Below are 17,920 nucleotides of genomic sequence, written 5' to 3'. Positions count from 1 at the left end.
CCTTCGCCGCTACTCGACGAACGCCTCGACCGACTCCCGCGTCCCCAGCAGGAACGCGTCGGCCACCAGGGTCAGCGGGCGGGCGTCGACCTCGGACTCGCCGCGCGCGATCAGGGTCGCGAACCGGTCGTAGAGCCCCGGATATTCATGGTTCTCGCCGACCTCGACCGGCTGGCCGTCGAGGGTCAGTTCGGCGCCGCCCATCGACAGCTTCAGGACCCCGTCGTCGGTCTGCGCCGTCAGGTCCCAGGTCTGGGGGCCGGTCTGCAGGAAGTCCAGATCGGCCGTGATCCGCGCGCCGTCGAGATTGGTCATGTCGACATGGGCGGCGACCGGCGACTGGACGTTCTCCGGCACTTGCAGCGTCGCGCCGGTGACGAACGCCTCGGTCGGCAGGATCTCGGTCAGGATCGACAGGGCGTTGATGGCCGGGTCGAAGACGCCCAGGCCGCCGGCCTCCCAGATCCAGGTCTGGCCCGGATGCCAGCGGCGGACGTCCTCGCGCCATTCGATCGCGACCTCGCGGACGCGGCGGGTCGAGAGCCAGGCCTTGGCGGGGGCCACGCCGGCGGCGAAGCGCGAATGCCAGCTGGTGAACAGGACGACGCCCTGGGCGCGAGCGACGGCGGCCAGCTCGGCCACCTCGCCGACGCTGGCGCCGGGGGGCTTTTCCAGGAAGACGTGCTTGCCCGCGCGCAGGGCGGCCAGGGCGGTCTCGCGCCGGGCCTGCGGCGGCGTGCATAGCGCCACGGCGTCCAACGCCGGTCCCTGGGCGAGCATTTCCTCGATGTCTTGGAAGACCGGCAGGACGCCGAGGTCGGGCTTGGTCCGGCTGGCGGCGGCGACCAGCTGATAGCGCGCGTCGGCGGCCAGGGCGGGGATGTGCTGGTCACGGGCGATCTTGCCCACGCCGACGAGGCCGATCCGGATCACGCTGTTTCCTCCCGCGCGGCTGTCAGCGCCGCAGCGGCCTAATTATAGTATAAATGCGGGCGCGCAAGCCGGCGCGCAAGAAAAGGGAGCGCGGCCCGAGGGCGGCGCTCCCGAGAAGGGAAGAGATTTAAGGGTTCGGGAGCAGGGGAAAGGCGCTCCCGCCCCCTTACCGGCCCGGCGACACGGGCAGGCTCCGGGCCGCCAGGCTGACCTGGGCGGTGGAGGACAGAGCCCGGGACGAGGCGCCCAGGGCGATTTCGTACTGGCCAGCCGCGATCGACCAGCCGTGGGCCTTGCCGTCCCAGACGGCGAGCAGGCGCGGATCGATCGTCAGGACGACATGCTGGCTGGCGCCGGGGGCGAGGGCCACCTTCTGGAAGCCCGCCAGGCGCTTGGGCGCTTCCCAGGTCGCGCCATTGGCCCCGGCCTTCGGCGAGACATAGACCTGGGGCACGTCCTTGCCGGCGCGCGGGCCCACGTTCTTGACGTCGAAACTGACCGTGACCTTGTCGCCGACGGCGGCGGCCTTGAGGTTCGAATAGGCGAACCGGCTGTAGGACAGGCCGTGGCCGAACGGGAACAGCGGCTGGATCCGCTTCAGGTCGTACCACTTGTAGCCGACGGCGGCGCCTTCGATCGAATAGTCGACGTCGAACGGCTGGTCCTTGGCCTTGTCCAGGCCGTCCAGCTTGGGACGCGGCAGGTCGGCTTCGCTCCGGGGGAAGCTGACCGGCAGGCGACCCGAGGCGTCGACCTCGCCCGACAGCACGCGAGCGATCGCCTCGCCGCCGGCCGTGCCCGGGTACCAGGCCTCGACCACGGCGCCGACCTTGTCGAGCCACGGCATCAGCACCGGGCCGCCGGTGGTCAGGACAACGACCGTCTTGCGGTTCGCCGAGGCGACGGCGTCGATCGTGGCGTCCTGGTCCTTGGGCAGCGCCAGGGTGTGGACGTCCTCCGACTCGGTGGTCCACTGGTCGGCGAAGACCAGGGCGATGTCGCTGGCCGCAGCCAGCTTGGCGGCGCGCGCCGGATCGGTCCCGTCGTCATAGACCACCTTCGCCCCCGGATAGCGCTTGGCCAGGGCCTTCAGCGGCGAGGAGGGATAGTAGATCACCGGGCCCGGCCAGGTCGCGGGCGTCAGGCCCTTCACCGCGCGTCCGCCGACCGGATAGACCTGGGACGAGCCGCCGCCCGACAGCACGCCGACGTCTGCGTGGCCGCCGATCACGGCGATGGTCCTGGCGGTCTTGGCCAGGGGCAGCAGGCCTCCGTCGTTCTTCAGGAGGACGATGGCTTCCTCGGCGTCGGCCTGGGTGATCTTGGCGTGGGCCGCCAGCATCGCGGCCGGCAGGTCGTTGGTCGCGGGCTTGGTCACCGGGTGATCGACCGCGCCGCTGGCGAACAGGGCGCGCAGCACCCGGCGGGCCATGTCGTCGATCCGGGCCTGACTGACGGCGCCGGCGGCCAGGTCGGCCTTCAGCGGCGCGCCGAAGAAGGGCTGCTTGTCGAAGGCTTCGCCGGCCGATTCCTGGTCGAGACCGGCATTGGCCGCCTTGGCCGAGGAGTGGTCGGCGCCCCAGTCCGACATGACATAGCCCTTGTAACCCCAGTCCTTCTTCAGGACCGTGTTCAACAGCCAGTCGTTCTCGCAGGCGTAGTCGCCGTTGACGCGGTTGTAGGCGCACATCACCGAGTGCGGGTCCGAGCGCTCGATGGCGAACTGGAAGGCCAGCAGGTCGGAGATCCGCGCCTCGGCGTCGCCGATGTTGGAGCTGACCACGAAGCGGCCGGTCTCCTGGGCGTTGAGGGCGTAGTGCTTGATGGTCGAGACGATGTGGTTGGACTGGATGCCGCGGATCTGGGCGGCGACCATGGTTCCGGCCAGCCAGGGATCCTCGCCGCCATATTCGAAGTTCCGGCCGTTGCGCGGCTCGCGCATCAGGTTGATCCCGCCGGCCAGCTGGACGTTGAACCCGGACGCCCGCGCCTCGGCGCCGATCATCGCGCCGCCCTTGAAGGCCAGTTCGGGATTCCAGGTGGCGGCGGTGGCCAGGCCCGAGGGCAGGGCTGTGCGCGGGCGCAGGTCCTGGTGGCTGCCCTGGGTGGCCACGCCGACGCCCGCGTCGGTCTGCCACTGGCCCGGAAGCCCCAGGCGCGGCACGCCGGCGACATAGCCGGCCGAGGCGTCCAGCGAGGCGGCGGGCCGGGCGTACCTCGGCTTCATGTCCGAGCCGAAATAGCCGAAGATGACCGTGAACTTCTCGTCGTTGGTCATCGCCTTCAGGACCAGGTCGGCGCGGCGGTCCGGCGACAGTTTCGGGTTCAGCCAGGGATGAGCGGGCTGGCTCGCCTTCGGCGGGGCCTTCGGGGCGGCGGGCTTGGCGGCCTGGGCGTAGGCCGGGCTCGCGATCAGGGCCGAGGCGCCGATCAGCAGCGCCAGTCGCGGGCCGCGCCAGTTCGTCCGGGTCATGTTTCCTCCGTCGTCTTCTTCTTGCGCCCCGCGCGGCTTCGGACCGGGTCGGGGGAGGGGTTCAAGTCTTGCGTCGAGGCGGCGCGCCGCTTCGGACCGGACCGGTGGACTCGCGCACCACAAGGCTGTGTCGCGCGAGGAAGGGGGTGTTGGTCTTGCCCGCGCCCTCGTTGACGCTCCACGCGCCCAGGGTCTGCAGCGCGCGCAAGGCCATCTGCTCGAAGGGCTGGCGGATCGTGGTCAGCGACGGCCAGATCACCCCGGCGATCGGCGCGTCGTCGAAGCCCACGACCGAGAGGTCGTCGGGAATCCGCAGCCCGCGCCGCTGGGCTTCCATGCAGGTGGCGGCGGCCATGTCGTCATTGGCGGCGAAGATCGCGGTCGGCGGCTCGTCCAGCTCCAGCAGGCGCCTGGCCGCTTCGAGACCCGTCTTGAAGGTGAACTCGCCCTGCACGATCAGCTCGGGTCCGGGGCGCGGCAGGCCGGCGGCGGCGTAGGCCTCGAAGAAGCCGTTGCGGCGCAGGGTGCTGGCCACGTGATCGGGATGGCCGGCGATGTGGCCGATGCGGGTGTGTCCCAGCGAGAACAGGTGCTCGACCACCTCGCGGGCGGCGGCGCGGTCGTCCATGGCGAAGGCCGGGAACTGAGGGTCCGGCGTGGTGGGCGAGATCAGCACGCAGCGCACGTCGAGCTCGCGCATCAAGGCCTTCATCGGCCCGAAGTCGCACTCGGGCGGCAGCAGGATCATCTCGCGGATCCCGCTGTCCTCGACGAAAGCGCGGATGCGGTCGTCCCAGCCGGGGATGGGGCCTTCCGACAGGTCGACCGAAAGGTGCCGGCCGGTCTCGACGCAAGCCAGCAGCAGGGCGTGGTGAACGCGGGTGTGGTAGCCGCCCGACGGATCGCCCATCAGCACGCCCACCGACCCAGAGCCGCGCGCGCGCAGGCTGCGGGCCACGGCGTTGGGCTGGTAGTCGAGATCCTTCATGGCCGCGCGGACGCGGTCGCGCGTCCTGGCGCTGACGCTGTCGTGATCGTTGAGGACGCGAGACACGGTCTTGGGCGAAACGCCCGCCCGTTCGGCCACGTCGTTGATCGTCGTCATGGATTCTACCTGCGTCTCGCCGCTCGAGCCTGGCGCACGCCATCATTCCACGGCGACGCCCGCAAGACCGCGAACGTCCGAAGCCATAAAGGATGCTGTCCCGCTTGTCATGCGCCAAGACAATATCGGGTCAAATATGAACGGACATAGAGACAATTTGGGACATTTTCGGGAGGCCCCGACAGTCAGGGCTTGGCGTTCCAAGCGCGGATGCGGGCGCGGACAGGCATTGTGTCCATATTGAAAGTTAGCGCTATCAGTCGCGGCGCGCCGAAAAATTCGGTCAATTTATACAACAAGATAATGTTTTCAGGTCTGAGACAAATCGCCTGCCGGGAGCGCTTCTCGTGTCTCCCATGGCGTTCGCTCGCCGCGAAAAGGCTGCCTTCTCGAAAATGACAACGTTGACATTTTCGTTGACTTGGTTGGGACATATGCGAAATGTGACGGCGTTCGGGGAAGGCGTGGGGCCGGACTCGGACGTCCGGCGCTGGGTCGTCCGGAGATGGACAAGGCGGGACATCCCGCCCGTCCCGCTCCGTCGAGCCTTCGCCCTCGACATCCGCCGACAAGAGCGGCGGCGCGAGGCGCGAGCGGTCAACAAGAACGAACTATTGGGGAGCGAGGAATTGTCACAGGAAGCAAGGAAAGCCGCGTTCAAGCGTGGCCTGACGCTGGCGCTCGTCGCCGGCGCGTCGCAGCTGGCGCTGGCCAGCGGCGCCTTCGCCCAGACGAGCGGCAACGACACCCAGGTCGAAGAGATCGTCGTCACCGGCGTTCGCGGATCGCAGCTGAAGTCGGTCGACATCAAGCGCAAGGAAACCGCGCTGGTCGACGCGATCTCGGCCGAGGACATCGGCAAGCTGCCGGACGTCACCATCGCCGACTCGCTGCAGCGCATCTCGGGCGTGCAGATCCAGCGTGACGCCGGCGAAGGCAAGACGGTCAATATCCGGGGTCTGGCCCAGGTCATCACCCTGCTGAACGGCGAGCAGTACCTCAGCGCCGGCAACATGGGCTCGGCCCAGCCGAACCTGCTGGACGTGCCCTCGCAGCTGATGAACCAGGTGCTGGTCTACAAGTCGACCAATCCGCTGAACCCCCTGTCGGGTATCTCGGGCACGATCGACCTGAAGACCCGCCGTCCGTTCCAGTTCGGCGAAGGCTTCAGCCTGGCGGGCGCGGCCGAGGGCCAGCGCGGCGACCGCACCAAGGACAACGACTACCTGCTGAACGGCGTCGTCAACTGGCGCAACGACCGCGTCGGCCTGATGCTGTCGGCCGCCGGCAGCAAGGCCAATCTGGGCGACAACTCGTCGGGCGCCGTGGGCCTGTCGGGCAATAACGACTGGGGCGGCTCGGCCCCGAACAATTTCGTCTCGCCGCACGGCTACGAGAGCTTCAACCGCGTCGTCGAGCGCAAGCGCCTGGGCGTCAACGCCTCGTTCGAAGCCAAGCTGGGCGAGGGCTTCACCCTGATCGCCGAGGGCTTCTACGCCAAGCTGGACGAATACAATCGCGGCGCCGGCATCAACATCTCCAACCGCTGGGACGGCGGCGCCTTCGGGGTCTGGAACCCGCCGACCGTGTTCCAGAACGCCGGCGTGAAAAGCCCGGGCAACGGGATGCCGTGGCTGGCCGTCCAGCAGTACGACATCAATGCCTGGTGGGTGAACTCCTTCACCGTCAACCGCACGACCAAGTCGAACTCGAAGAACTACAATCTCGAGCTCAACTACGACAACGGCGGTCCCTTCACCTCGGAGGTGCGGGCCATCCGCGCCAACGGCCACCGTCTGAGCATGAACGGCCAGGTGCAGGGCGACCTGTCGAACTGGCAGTACGCCGACGGTCGCTTCAACCTGTTCCGCGATCCGAACGACCGCACGCGCGGTCCGTTCTATCCGAAGGGCATCTGCGACCAGTATCCGGCCAGCCAGCGCAGCAATTCCGTCGTCGGCAGCGCCGGCGGCTGCTATCTGAACCCCAACCCGCTGGGCTACGGCGCCAACCCGCAGCTGCACTACGACATCAGCGGCGATCATCCGGTCTGGAGCGGCTTCGACCGTCCGCTGGTCGGAGGCCTGGGGGCCGGCAAGTCCCTCAAGGACTACATGGCCAACAAGGACAGCTACGCCGTCGCGGCCTTCTCGTCGGAAGGCAATAACGAGGTCAACTCGGACATGAACGTGTTCCGGGCGGACGGCCATTATCGCTTCGACGACAAGCTGCTGGGCTTTATCACCAAGGTCGATGGCGGCGTGCGGTTCAGCGACCGCTCGGTCAGCGTCGAGCAGTTCCACCTGTTCTCGAACTTCTACGGCGGCACGCCGGGCGCGGTGCAGGCCAATGGCCAGCCGGTGCCGGCCTCGGGCTGCGAGGCCCAGTGGAAGGCCATCGACGTCGTGATGAACCAGAACCAGTGCCAGGCGGGTGAGTTCGTGCCCGATCCAGTCACGGGCAAGCCGGTGTTCCAGGGCTATACGGTCAACAAGCCGACCAAGCTCGGGACCTACAACAACCTGATCTGGGTGAATAACCTGGGTGGCGTCACCTCCGGCATTCCGGGCTTCTGGGCCGTCGATCCGCGCGATTTCGACAATGTCGAGGCCTTCCACAAGAAGGTGTTCGGCGGCGCGATCCGCGAGATCGTTCCTGGCCAGACCTACGACGTGACGCTGAAGGAGCAGAGCGCCTATGGCGCCTTCAACTTCGCGCTGGGCAATCTGCACGGCGACGTCGGCCTGCACGTCATCGAGACCAAGCTGACGGTGAAGCAGAACCTGACCGGCGACACCCGCAACTACGGCGACACCAACGCCGACGCGGGCGATCAGGTCACCTCGCGCAAGTACACCGACTGGCTGCCGTCGCTGAACGCGGTCTACGACCTGGACGACCACTGGAAGTTCCGCTTCGCCTACGCCAAGACCATGCAGCCGCTGGACCTGGGCAGCTATGGCGGCGGCCTGAAGATCAACACCGCCGACTGCGGCGCGGCCCTGCCGAACGTCCGTTGCGTGACCAGCGCCAACGCCGACGGCAACCCGAACCTGGATCCCTGGCGCTCGTCAAACTTCGACGGCGCGGTGGAATACTATTTCGGGCGCGCCTCGATGCTGAACATCTCGGCGTTCCAGCTGAAGATCGACAGCTTCGTCACCGGCGGCCAGACCACTGGCCGCTTCCCCGACCAGGACGGCGTCATCCGCCGCACGGTCAATGTCAGCCTGCCCATCCAGGGCGACGGCGGCTCGGTGAAGGGTCTGGAAGTCGGGGCCAAGGTGGCGTTCAGCGACGTCATCCCGGACGTGCGGCTGCTGTCGAACTTCGGCGTCGACACCAACTACACCTACTCGCCCAGCCACGAGAGCCGTAAGGACCTGACCGGCAGCGAGATCCCGTTCTTCGACAACTCCAAGCACCAGTTCAACCTGGTGGGCTGGTATCAGGACCAGAAGCTGCAGGCGCGGGTGGCCTACAACTACCGCACCGATCGCCTGTCCGGCACGATGGGCGGCGGCGGCGACGCGGTCATCCCGATCATGCAGAAGGCCACCGGCTATGTGGACGTGAACGTCAGCTACAACGTTCGCGACAACGTCACCGTCTACTTCAACGGGTCGAACGTGACCGGCGAAATCGAGAACTACTATCTGCGGTTCGCCCCCGGAAAGACCCAGTACGCCAACCAGAACGAGTTCGAGCCCCGCTACACGCTGGGCATCCGGGCTCGCTGGTAGGGCCTCCCCGTCACCTCCTGCTGGCCGCCGTGGAAGCCCCACGGCGGCGCTTTTTCGCGGGAGGCGGGCTGTCCGATGCTGGCGTGAGCCGTTAGCGTTGGGCAGCCGGACGACAAGAGACCGGGTGGGAGCGTTCGATGGGTGAAGGCAGGATCCAGAAGCTGGTGATCGTCGGCGGCGGGACCGCCGGCTGGATGGCCGCCGCGGCCCTGCGCCGGCACTTCCAGGGCGGACCTCTGGAGATCACCCTGGTCGAAAGCGCCGAGATCGGCGCGATCGGGGTGGGCGAGGCGACCATTCCCACCATTCGCGGCTTCTATCGGTCGCTGGGCCTGTCCGACGCCGAGGTGATGCGGGCGACGCAGGCGACCTGCAAGCTGGGCATCCGCTTCAACGGCTGGCTGCGCGAGGGCGAAAGCTTCATCCATCCGTTCGGCCATTTCGGCCAGGACCTGAACGGCGTGCCGTTCCACCACTATTGGCGAAAGCTCGCGGAGGGCGGCGAGCCGACCGACATCGCCGACTATTCGCTGGGCGCGTCGCTGGCCAGGGCCGGCAAGTTCATGCCGCCGCCGCGCGATCCGGCCTCGACGGCCTCGGTGTACGACTGGGCCTTGCATTTCGACGCCAGTCTGTTCGCCCAGCTGATGCGCCGGGTAGCCGAGGACAACGGCGTGCGCCGGATCGACGCTCGGATCGTCAAGGTAAATCTGAGATCCGACGACGGCCGCGTCGCCTCGCTGGACCTGTCAAACGGCCAGACGCTGGAGGGCGACCTCTTCATCGACTGTTCGGGCTTCCGGGGACTCCTGATCGAGGAGGCGCTGGGCGCCGGCTACGAGGACTGGAGCGACCTGCTGTTCTGCGACCGGGCCTGGGCCGTACAGAGCGAGGGCGTCGGCGAGCCCATGCCGTACACGGACGTCACGGCCCATGCGGCCGGATGGCGCTGGCGCATCCCGCTGCGCCATCGCCACGGCAACGGCTATGTCTACGCGTCCCGCTATATCAGCGACGAGGACGCCCTGGCCGAGCTGAAGGCCGCCGTGCCCGACGCCCTGCTGCACGAGCCGCGCCGGATCACCTTCACCCCGGGCCGTCGCAAGAAGGTCTGGAACAAGAACGTCATCGCGCTGGGCCTGGCGTCCGGCTTCCTCGAACCGCTGGAAAGCACCTCGATCGCCCTGATCGAGACAGGCATCGAGAAGATCAAGGCGCTGTTTCCAGACCGCGACCTCGCGCCCGAGCTGGCCGACGAGTTCAACGACTGGTCGCGCCGCGAGATGGAGCGGGTGCGCGACTTCATCATCCTGCACTATTGGGCCAATCGGCGGGGCGACACGGCGTTCTGGCGCGACTGCAACGCCGTCGCCTTGCCCGATGATCTCAAGCGCAAGGTCGAGCTGTTCGTCCAGCGCGGCCACTTCGTGCGCTATCGCTGGGAGATGTTCGCGCCGACCAGCTGGATGGCGATCTATGCCGGCTTCGAGCTGCTGCCCCAGGGGATCGACCCGGCGCTGGACGGCGTCGACGCCAAGGCGCTGGGCCCGCCGCTGGCCCGGATGCGCCAGGCCGTGCGCGAGGCCGTCGCCTCGGCCCCGACCCACGGCGCCTTCCTCGACCAATTCTCCCGCCCGGCCGCCATGACGGCGGCGCGCTAGGATAAGACGATGAGCCACGCCAACCCCAACGCCATCCGTAAGATCGTCATCGTCGGCGGCGGCTCGGCCGGCTGGATCACGGCGGCGATGCTCAGCCACTATTTCCAGAACGGCGGCTGCCAGGTCGAGCTGGTGGAGTCCGAGGAGATCGGCACGATCGGCGTGGGCGAGTCGACCATCCCGCCGTTCCTGCAACTGATCGCCAGCCTGGGCATCGACGAGCGCGCCTTCATCCAGGCCACCCAGGCCAGTTTCAAGCTGGGCATCCGCTTCGAGGACTGGAAGCTGAAGGGCCAGCACTACTACCACCCGTTCGGCGCCATCGGCGGCCCGATCGGTCCGCACGAGTTCTATCAGTGCTGGCTGCGCGCCAAGGCCAACGGCCATCCTTCGGAGCTGCAGGACTTCGCGCCGGGGACGGTCATGGCCGACCAGTGGAAATTCATGCTGCCGTTCCGCGCCCAGCGTTCGTTGATCTCGGGCGCCAGCTACGCCCTGCATGTCGACGCGCGGCTGGTCGCCAAGTTCCTGCGCGACTTCGCCGAGGCGCGCGGCGTCAAGCGCACCGAGGGCATCGTCACCGACGTCGTCACCCGTCCGGACGGCGCGGTCGCCAAGGTCGTGATGAAGGACGGCCGCGAGGTCGAGGGCGATCTCTTCATCGACTGCTCGGGCTTCCGCGCCTTGCTGATCGGCAAGACCCTGAACGCGCCGTTCGACGACTGGTCGGACATGCTGCTGTGCGACCGCGCCGTGGTGGTGCAGACCCAGAACGTTGGCGATCCGCATCCCTTCACCCTGTCGAGGGCCGAGGACGCCGGCTGGCGTTGGCGCATCCCGCTGCAGCACCGGGCCGGCAACGGCTACGTCTTCAGCAGTCGCCATCTCGGCGACGACGAGGCCCGCGCCACACTGGTGAGGAATCTCCAGGGACCGGCGCTGATGGAGCCGATGTTCATCCCGTTCAAGACCGGCGTGCGCCGCCGCCTGTGGGACAAGAACGTCGTGGCCGTGGGCCTGGCGGGAGGCTTTATCGAACCGCTGGAGTCGACGGCCCTGCACCTGATCTATCGCGGCGTGGACTTCCTGCTGCGCTTCTTCCCCGACCGCGACTTCGATCCGACCCTGGCCGCCGAATACAATCGGCGCATGGTCGCCGACTATGAAGAGATCCGCGACTTCATCGTGCTGCACTACTGCACGACCCAGCGCGACGACACGCCGTTCTGGCGCGACGTCCGCCAGGCGCCGATCCCCGAGAGCCTGAAGGAACGCATGGCGCTCTTCCAGGCCCACGGGGTGCTGCGCGAAGGGGTCGACGAGATGTTCCGCAACCCGTCCTGGCAGTCGATCATGGAGGGCATGGGCGTGCGCCCGCGCCGCTACCAGCAGCTGGTCGACACCGCGCCCTACGCGGTGATCGCCCAGACCCTGGACCAGTCGAAGCCGATGCTGGCCGCCGAGGTCGCCGGCCTGCCCAGCCACGGACAGTTCCTGGCCCAGAACTGCCCCGCGCCGCCGCCGGAGGCTGCGGCGGCGCCGTTCAAGACCGTGGCCTGAGGGGGTCTAGACACCCAGCAAGGTCGCCGCCTCGTCCAGCCCGCGCTTGCGGGCCGCGTCGGCCGCGGTGTCGCCCTTGTCGTTGCGCGCGCGCCGGTCCGCCCCGCGCGCCAGCAGGAGGCGCGCCGTCGCCACCGCGTCCTCCTCGTCGTCGGGCAGGCAGAACAGCGGCGTGGGGGCGTCGCCGGGCAAGACCGCGTTGGCCAGCTCCGGCCGGGCGTCGAGCACCGCCGCCAGCCGCTCCAGACTCCCCAGGCTGGCGAGGGCGCGGACGTCGTGGCTGATCGGCGTCAGGCGCTCGACCAGACGCGGCTTTCCCAGCACCAAGGCCCAGCTCAGCGCCGAGCCGCGCCATTTGCGCTCGCGCCGGTCGACGTCGGCCCCCGCCGCCAGCAGGCGCTCGACCGCCTCCAACGAGCCGGACTGCACGGCGCGATGCAACGGCGTGATTCCGTCGTGGTCGCTGGCGCCCGGATCGACGCCCAGGTCGAGCAGCAGGCCGACCGCGCCCGCCGCGCCGTGCTCGGCCGCCGCCAGCAGCGGTCGGGCGTCGCCGACCAGGGCCGGCTGGGCGGCGACCAGGGCGCGCGCGCCGGCTTCGTCGCCCGCCAGCGCCAGGGCCTGCAGCGCCTCGACGCCGCCCAGCGCCTCCGGCCGCGCGCCGTGGGCCTCCAGCAGCTCCGCCATGGCCGCGAAGCCCGATAACCGCGCGACCGTATGCACGGACCGCTTGGCGTAGGCGTGAAACGTCCCGGCGTTCGCGCCGCGCTCCAGCAGCCAGCGCGCGCGGTCCAGGTGGTTCTGGCCGACGGCGTTCCCCAGCAGATAGTCCAGCGTCGAGCAGCCCAGGCCATCGCCCAGGCGGCCGGGTCCCCGGACCCGCCAGTCGTCGAGCTTCCCCGCCGCGTCGGCGTGGCGCCACAGAATGTCGTACCAATGGGTGTCGGCCCCCACGATCGAGACATCGTACAGCGACTGGGAGTCGTAGGCGTCCGCCCCCGCCGCGATCAGCAGGGCGACCATCGCCTCGGCTTGCGGATGGCTGGATTTCGCGCCTTCGCCCAGGCCGATCGCCCCGGTCAACACCTTGAACGGCGTCTCCCAGTCGTCGGTGAAGCCGAAGTTCGGATCGGCCCCGGCGTCCAGCAGCAGGCGGGCCATGGCCAGGCCGTTGACGTCGTCCAGCCGGCCGTAGGCGACATGCGCCAGGGCCGTCCAGCCGCGCGAGGGATCCACGCGCCGAGCGGCGTCCGGGTCGCGGGCCAGATGCCGCTCGACCGTCGCCAGATCGCCGGCGGCGGCGGCCGTGAACAGGCTGTCGGTCGCCAGCTCGGGATGGCGCTTGAGGATGCGACGGGCGATGGCCGGTTCGCCGTCCCACCCGTGGCGAAGGATCGCCTCGATCCGCTGGGCGCGGCTCTGGCGTTCGATGGCCAGGTCGTCGACGGCGCCCTTGAGGGCGATCCAGCTCTCCTGGCCATATTCGCGGGCCAGGGCGTGCTGAATGTCGCGCAGAGACGGTTCGGCCGGCGCGTCCGGCCAGGCGGCGGCGAGGCGGGCGCGGGCGTTGGCGGCGCCGGCGCGCAGGGCCTTCAGCCACCGCTTGGCGTCCTTGCGTAGGGTCTCGATCCGAGTTTTGGGCGTGAGCGCGCGGCTCATGGCAAACCTTCCTTCCCATGGCCGATCGTCCGCTTACGAAGGCCGGAAGAAGGGTTCGTAAGACTTCAGGTCTGACTGGACGGGAGGATCTCCCTTGCCGCGGACAGGCGGCGCTCCAGGGGCGCGCTGAACTTAGAAAGCCTCATACGCCCTGGGCCGTCAACCGGCGGCCGCGCTCTACCCCAGGCGCTTCATCGCGATGATCTTCACCGGCGGGTTCAGCATCTGGCCCTTCATGGCCGGGACGGTGGCGGGGCCGTCGGTGCGGCCGGCGAGGATCTTCTTCACGACGTCCATGCCCGACACCACCTGGCCAAAGACCGCGTAGCCGGCGTCGGCGTCGCTCTTGCCCGGCTTGGCGTCGAGATAGGGCTGGGGGCTGGCGCAGATGAAGAAGTCGGCCGTGGCGGTGCCCGGCGCGTCGCGACCCATCGAGATCGCGCCCGCCTTGTGGCGCAGGCCCGTCTTCAGCGTGCTCTCGTGGGCGATGGCCGGCATCCGGCGGGAATAGGGCTTGGGCGCGCCCTGGATCGAGCCGCCGCCGGGCTCGCCCTTGGCCCTGTTGGCGCGGAAGAAGGCGCCGCCGTCGTAGCGATGGCGGTCGACATAGGCGAGGAAGTTGGCCGAGGTGATCGGCGCCTTCTTGTCTTCCAGCTCGACCACGATCGTCCCCTTGTCGGTCTCGATCGCCACGCGCGGCTTGCCGGCGGCGAGAGCGGGCGAGGCGAGGGCCAGGAGCAGGGCGCCGCCCAGCATGGCGCGGCGGGCGATCCGGGAAACGGTCATGTCGGCGGCTCTCGTTGCGAAGGTCCGCGACAGGCTTAGAGCCTTTAGCCTGAAATCGGAATCGATTTCAGGCGTCAAAAAGGCTCTAAATCAGATGTTTAGAGCGTGAGATAAGCTGAAACCGGTTCCCACTTTCAGCCTCCCGCTCTAGCGCTTCGAGGGGCTGGAAAGAAGGGGAGGACCACGCCGGCTTGGGGGGCGTCGGGGCGGGGTCCTCCCCAAGGCATGGACTCCTCGGCCTTACGCCGTGGTGTCCACCCGAAGACCCGTGCCTTGAGCCGGCGCGGCCTTGATGGCGGCGGTCTTGCCGCCGTCGTCGGCGTCGCCGTCACGGTCGGGACCTCTTTCGAGGGCTTCGGGCGCGCGCACGGCCATTTGAGGACGGACGGCGGAGAGGCTGGAGACGTTCATTTTGAACACCCTTTGTTGTGACGGTCCGAGCTTGACCGTCGGGTGCAGGGACGACACGCGGGATCAACCGCCTCAAGCGTGAGGTTGCGACAACCCGTCGCGCCCAGGGCAAGAAAGTGACCGCTATCAAATTTGCGGCTCGCGAGAGTCGCGTTCGCTGAGCTAGGGTCGTTCAAGCATGGGCGACCGCGGGGGAACGCGGCGCGATCAAGGGGGAGGAGTTGTCGATGGGGGCTAAGGTCCAGGCCGCGTCCGGCGAAGCGAAGCAGGGCGGGGGGCGCGATGTGCTGGTGATCGGGGCGTCGTCCCTGGGCACGGTGTTCGAGTGGTACGACTTCTATCTCTACGGCTCGCTGGCGCCGATCATCACCAGCCATTTCTTCTCGGGCGTCAACGAGACGACCGGCTTCATCCTGGCCTTGCTGGCCTTCGCGGCGGGCTTCGCGATCCGGCCGCTGGGGGCGGTGATCTTCGGCCGGCTGGGCGACCTTTGGGGCCGCAAGAACACCTTCCTGATCACCATGCTGCTGATGGGCCTGTCGACCTTCGTGGTCGGCCTTCTGCCTTCCTACGCCCAGATCGGCGTGGCCGCGCCGATCGCCCTGGTGGTCATGCGCCTGGTCCAGGGCCTGGCGCTGGGCGGCGAGTACGGCGGGGCGGCGACCTATGTCGCCGAGCACGCGCCGGCGGGTAAGCGGGGCTTCTACACCAGCTGGATCCAGACGACGGCGACCATCGGGCTCTTCCTGTCGCTGGCCGTGATCCTGGCCACGCGGACGCACCTGGGCGAAGACGCCTTCAAGGCCTGGGCCTGGCGCATCCCGTTCCTGGTGTCGCTGCTGCTGTTGGGCGTGTCGCTGTGGATCCGCCTGAAGCTGCACGAGAGCCCGACCTTCCAGCGGATGATCGCCGAGGGGAAGGGGACCAAGAAGCCGCTGGCCGAAGCGTTCGGTCAGTGGGCGAACCTGAAGATCGTGCTGCTGGCGCTGGTCGGTCTGACGATGGGCCAGGCGGTGGTCTGGTACACCGGCCAGTTCTACGCCCTGTTCTTCCTGGAGAAGGTGCTCAAGCTGGACGGCGCCCAGGCCAACCTGCTGGTGGCCGCGGGCCTGCTGATCGGCACGCCGTTCTTCGTGATCTTCGGCTGGCTGTCGGACAGGATCGGCCGCAAGTGGATCATCCTGGCTGGCTGCCTGCTGGCGGCGGCCACCTATTTCCCGATCTTCAAGGCGCTGACCGTCGCGGCCAACCCGATGCTGGCCCAGGCCGAGGCCGCCGCGCCCGTCACGGTCTCGACCGACCCGGCCACCTGCGCCTTCCAGTTCGACCTGATCGGCAAGGCCAAGTTCAACAGCCCTTGCGACGTGGCCAAGGCCGCGCTGGCCAAGGCCGGGGCGCCGTATCGCGTCATCGACGCCGGGACAGGCGCGCCGACCACGGTCCAGGTCGGCCGCGTCACCCTGTCGGGCTTCGATCCGGCCGGCGCGACCGGCAAGGCCTTCGCCGCCGCGCGCAAGGCTTGGGAAGGCGAGCTGGCCGATCAGTTGAAGGTCGCCGGCTATCCGGCCAAGGCCGACGCCAAGCGGGTCGACCAGCCCAAGGTCGTCGGCCTGCTGGCGCTTCTGGTCATCTACGTGACCATGGTCTACGGCCCGATCGCCGCCATGCTGGTCGAACTGTTCCCGACGAGGATCCGCTACACGGCCATGTCGCTGCCCTACCACATCGGCAACGGCTGGTTCGGCGGCTTCCTGCCGACCACGGCCTTCGCCATCGTGGCCGCGACCGGCGATATCTATTCGGGGCTCTGGTACCCGGTGATCATCGCGGCGGTGACCGCGGTCGTCGGCGGGCTTTTCCTCAAGGACACGCGGAATCGTCCGATCGAGGACTGATTGGCGACTCCGCCCGGTCAGGCGATGATCAAGCGGCGGGCATTCGGCGTCGGCGACGGCGCTGGCGGCCTCGCCGGCTTGCCAACCCGCGCGCGATGGGCTTGGCTGCGCCCCGAGGGGAGCGTTCATGGCGCAAGAAGATGAAGATCGGCGCGCCTGGTTCCGGCGGGAAATCCTGCCGCTGGAACCGGACCTGCTGGCGTATGCGCGGCAGTTCTGCCGCGACGGCCAGACCGATCCGGAAGATCTGGTCCACGAGACCTTCGCCCGCGCCATCGCCTGCAAGACCTGGCGCGAGGTGAGCAATCCGGGGGCGTTCTGCACCCGCATCCTGCGCAACAGCGCCCTCGACGCCCTGCGCCGGCGCAAGGTGCTGACCATCACCGCCGTCGCCGATTTCGATCGCATCGAACCGATCGACGAGGCTCCCGGCGCGCACAGCATTCTTGAGTCGCGCGAGGAGCTGCGCGCGCTGGCCGAGGCGATCGCCGAACTTCCGACACAGTGTCGCCGCGTCTTCACGTTGCGAAAAGTTTATAGCCTCTCACCGGAGGAGATAGCGGTTCGGATGGGGCTGTCCGTCTCTACTGTTGAGAAGCATCTGGTGAAGGGTCTGCGCTCCTGTTCCGACAAGCTCGGACGGCGTATCGGACGCAAGAGCAGGGTCGACGAAGGGCGCTCATGGGGCGGGAGACGGGATCACGACGCGAAGCGGTGAGGCTGGCGGCCGCCCAGTGGGTGGTCCGGCTTGACGCCGCGACGTGCTCGGACGCCGATCGCGCCGCTTTCGAGGCTTGGCGCGGCGAGAGCTGCGAGAACGAGGCCGCCTTCGAGCGCGAGGCCTTTGCCTGGGAGCGGATGGAGCGGCTGCGCGCGTACCGGCCCGGCCAGAGCGTCCCCGACCGCGACATCCTTGCGCCCGCGCGGCGTCCCGCCCTGCCCAGCCTGCGCCGCGCGCCCTGGGCGCGAGGGCTGGCGGCGGCGGCGGCCGTGGCCCTGGTGATCGGCGGGACGATGTCGTTCGGGACCTCGACCGCCTACGCCACCGCCATCGGCGAGCGCCGGGTCGTCGTGCTCAGCGATAACAGCCGCATCGAGCTGAACACCGACAGCAAGGTCGTGGTCCGCTACGCCCACGGCGTGCGCGAGGTGAAGCTGGTGCGGGGCGAGGCGGTGTTCGAGGCCGCCAAGGACATCCGCCCCTTCGTGGTCAAGGCCGCCGACGCGGTGCTGGAGGCCGACGGCGGCGCCGAGCTGGCCGTGCGCGTGGCCGGCGACGGCGGCGCGGTCACCGTCAAGCGGGGCCAGGTCGAGCTGGACGCCGCGCCGGCTCAAGGCCGCGAGGAGCTGAAGCTGCGCGCCGGCGTGGCGGCGACCTATGGCGGCGGCGTCAGCCGCGCCCAGCCGGTCTCCGACAGCGAGATCGACCGGACCCTGGCCTGGCGACAGGGGGCGATCGCCCTGAACGGCCAGTCGCTGGCCCAGGCCGTCGCCGAGTTCAATCGCTACAACCGCCAGCAGATCAGCATCGCCGACCCGTCGATCTCGGGCCTGCGCCTGGCGGGCTATTTCCAGACCACCGAGCCCAAGAGCTTCGTCGCCGCCGTGACCAGCGCCTTCCCGGTGCGGGCGTCCGAAAGCGCCGACGGCGCCATCCGCCTGACGCGCCGGAGCTGACGCGCAAAAACTTCCCC

The 17,920-nt window shown here is 68.8% G+C and carries 12 protein-coding genes; 6 read left to right on the top strand and 6 right to left on the bottom strand.

What is annotated here, in order from left to right; genetic code table 11:
• Window positions 1-9 precede the first annotated feature (9 nt).
• The 3 genes from OR37_RS17215 to OR37_RS17205 all read right to left on the bottom strand — a co-directional run bounded on the left by OR37_RS17215 (window position 10) and on the right by OR37_RS17205 (window position 4,511).
• Window positions 10-933, bottom strand: a complete 924-nt coding sequence (locus OR37_RS17215) for a Gfo/Idh/MocA family protein (RefSeq protein WP_004622708.1) — start codon at window positions 931-933, stop codon at window positions 10-12.
• Between the two features lie 166 nt (window positions 934-1,099).
• Window positions 1,100-3,406, bottom strand: coding sequence for a beta-glucosidase family protein (locus OR37_RS17210; RefSeq protein WP_004622707.1), 2,307 nt, complete (start codon window positions 3,404-3,406; stop codon window positions 1,100-1,102).
• Between the two features lie 61 nt (window positions 3,407-3,467).
• On the bottom strand, window positions 3,468-4,511 hold the full coding sequence (locus OR37_RS17205) for a LacI family DNA-binding transcriptional regulator (RefSeq protein WP_004622706.1): 1,044 nt from the start codon (window positions 4,509-4,511) through the stop codon (window positions 3,468-3,470).
• Between the two features lie 629 nt (window positions 4,512-5,140).
• Between OR37_RS17205 and OR37_RS17200 the strand changes: the two genes are divergently transcribed.
• The 3 genes from OR37_RS17200 (at window position 5,141) to OR37_RS17190 (ending at window position 11,475) form a co-directional block, all read left to right on the top strand.
• Window positions 5,141-8,254 (top strand): TonB-dependent receptor, encoded by a 3,114-nt coding sequence (locus OR37_RS17200; RefSeq protein WP_004622705.1) that lies wholly within the window; start codon window positions 5,141-5,143, stop codon window positions 8,252-8,254.
• Window positions 8,255-8,391: 137 nt separating this feature from the next.
• Complete coding sequence (locus OR37_RS17195) at window positions 8,392-9,915, top strand: tryptophan halogenase family protein (RefSeq protein ID WP_004622704.1); 1,524 nt, start codon at window positions 8,392-8,394, stop codon at window positions 9,913-9,915.
• Between the two features lie 9 nt (window positions 9,916-9,924).
• Entirely contained in the window at window positions 9,925-11,475 is a 1,551-nt protein-coding gene (locus OR37_RS17190; RefSeq protein WP_004622703.1) for a tryptophan halogenase family protein, read from the top strand.
• Window positions 11,476-11,481: 6 nt separating this feature from the next.
• On the opposite strand, the gene OR37_RS17185 is transcribed toward OR37_RS17190, so the two are convergent.
• From OR37_RS17185 to OR37_RS21895, 3 genes are all read right to left on the bottom strand, one after another.
• The gene (locus OR37_RS17185) at window positions 11,482-13,134 is read right to left on the bottom strand and encodes an ankyrin repeat domain-containing protein (protein ID WP_004622701.1); all 1,653 of its coding nucleotides are present in this window, start codon (window positions 13,132-13,134) and stop codon (window positions 11,482-11,484) included.
• A gap of 177 nt (window positions 13,135-13,311) precedes the next feature.
• Window positions 13,312-13,920, bottom strand: coding sequence for a peptidylprolyl isomerase (locus OR37_RS17180; RefSeq protein ID WP_004622700.1), 609 nt, complete (start codon window positions 13,918-13,920; stop codon window positions 13,312-13,314).
• Between the two features lie 240 nt (window positions 13,921-14,160).
• The gene (locus OR37_RS21895) at window positions 14,161-14,331 is read right to left on the bottom strand and encodes a hypothetical protein (protein WP_165570628.1); all 171 of its coding nucleotides are present in this window, start codon (window positions 14,329-14,331) and stop codon (window positions 14,161-14,163) included.
• A gap of 227 nt (window positions 14,332-14,558) precedes the next feature.
• Between OR37_RS21895 and OR37_RS17175 the strand changes: the two genes are divergently transcribed.
• From OR37_RS17175 to OR37_RS17165, 3 genes are all read left to right on the top strand, one after another.
• Complete coding sequence (locus OR37_RS17175; protein WP_004622698.1) at window positions 14,559-16,226, top strand: MFS transporter; 1,668 nt, start codon at window positions 14,559-14,561, stop codon at window positions 16,224-16,226.
• A gap of 127 nt (window positions 16,227-16,353) precedes the next feature.
• Window positions 16,354-16,944, top strand: coding sequence for an RNA polymerase sigma factor (locus tag OR37_RS17170; protein WP_004622697.1), 591 nt, complete (start codon window positions 16,354-16,356; stop codon window positions 16,942-16,944).
• Window positions 16,941-17,903, top strand: coding sequence for a FecR family protein (locus tag OR37_RS17165; protein ID WP_235046597.1), 963 nt, complete (start codon window positions 16,941-16,943; stop codon window positions 17,901-17,903). Before OR37_RS17170 ends, OR37_RS17165 begins: the two co-directional genes overlap by 4 nt.
• Window positions 17,904-17,920: the final 17 nt, after the last annotated feature.

This window comes from Caulobacter vibrioides OR37 (assembly GCF_000372645.1).
Classification (GTDB): Bacteria; Pseudomonadota; Alphaproteobacteria; order Caulobacterales; family Caulobacteraceae; genus Caulobacter; species Caulobacter vibrioides_E.
Note: the sequence above shows the minus strand (reverse complement) of the source record. Positions and strands in the feature narration are given on the sequence as shown.

Coding starts and splice junctions, on each gene's coding strand:
- OR37_RS17175 (WP_004622698.1), top strand. CDS start 14,559: ATGGGGGCTAAGGTCCAGGCCGCGTCCGGCGAAGCGAAGCAGGGCGGG.
- OR37_RS17170 (WP_004622697.1), top strand. CDS start 16,354: ATGGCGCAAGAAGATGAAGATCGGCGCGCCTGGTTCCGGCGGGAAATC.
- OR37_RS21895 (WP_165570628.1), bottom strand. CDS start 14,331: ATGAACGTCTCCAGCCTCTCCGCCGTCCGTCCTCAAATGGCCGTGCGC.
- OR37_RS17205 (WP_004622706.1), bottom strand. CDS start 4,511: ATGACGACGATCAACGACGTGGCCGAACGGGCGGGCGTTTCGCCCAAG.
- OR37_RS17185 (WP_004622701.1), bottom strand. CDS start 13,134: ATGAGCCGCGCGCTCACGCCCAAAACTCGGATCGAGACCCTACGCAAG.
- OR37_RS17195 (WP_004622704.1), top strand. CDS start 8,392: ATGGGTGAAGGCAGGATCCAGAAGCTGGTGATCGTCGGCGGCGGGACC.
- OR37_RS17180 (WP_004622700.1), bottom strand. CDS start 13,920: ATGACCGTTTCCCGGATCGCCCGCCGCGCCATGCTGGGCGGCGCCCTG.
- OR37_RS17190 (WP_004622703.1), top strand. CDS start 9,925: ATGAGCCACGCCAACCCCAACGCCATCCGTAAGATCGTCATCGTCGGC.
- OR37_RS17210 (WP_004622707.1), bottom strand. CDS start 3,406: ATGACCCGGACGAACTGGCGCGGCCCGCGACTGGCGCTGCTGATCGGC.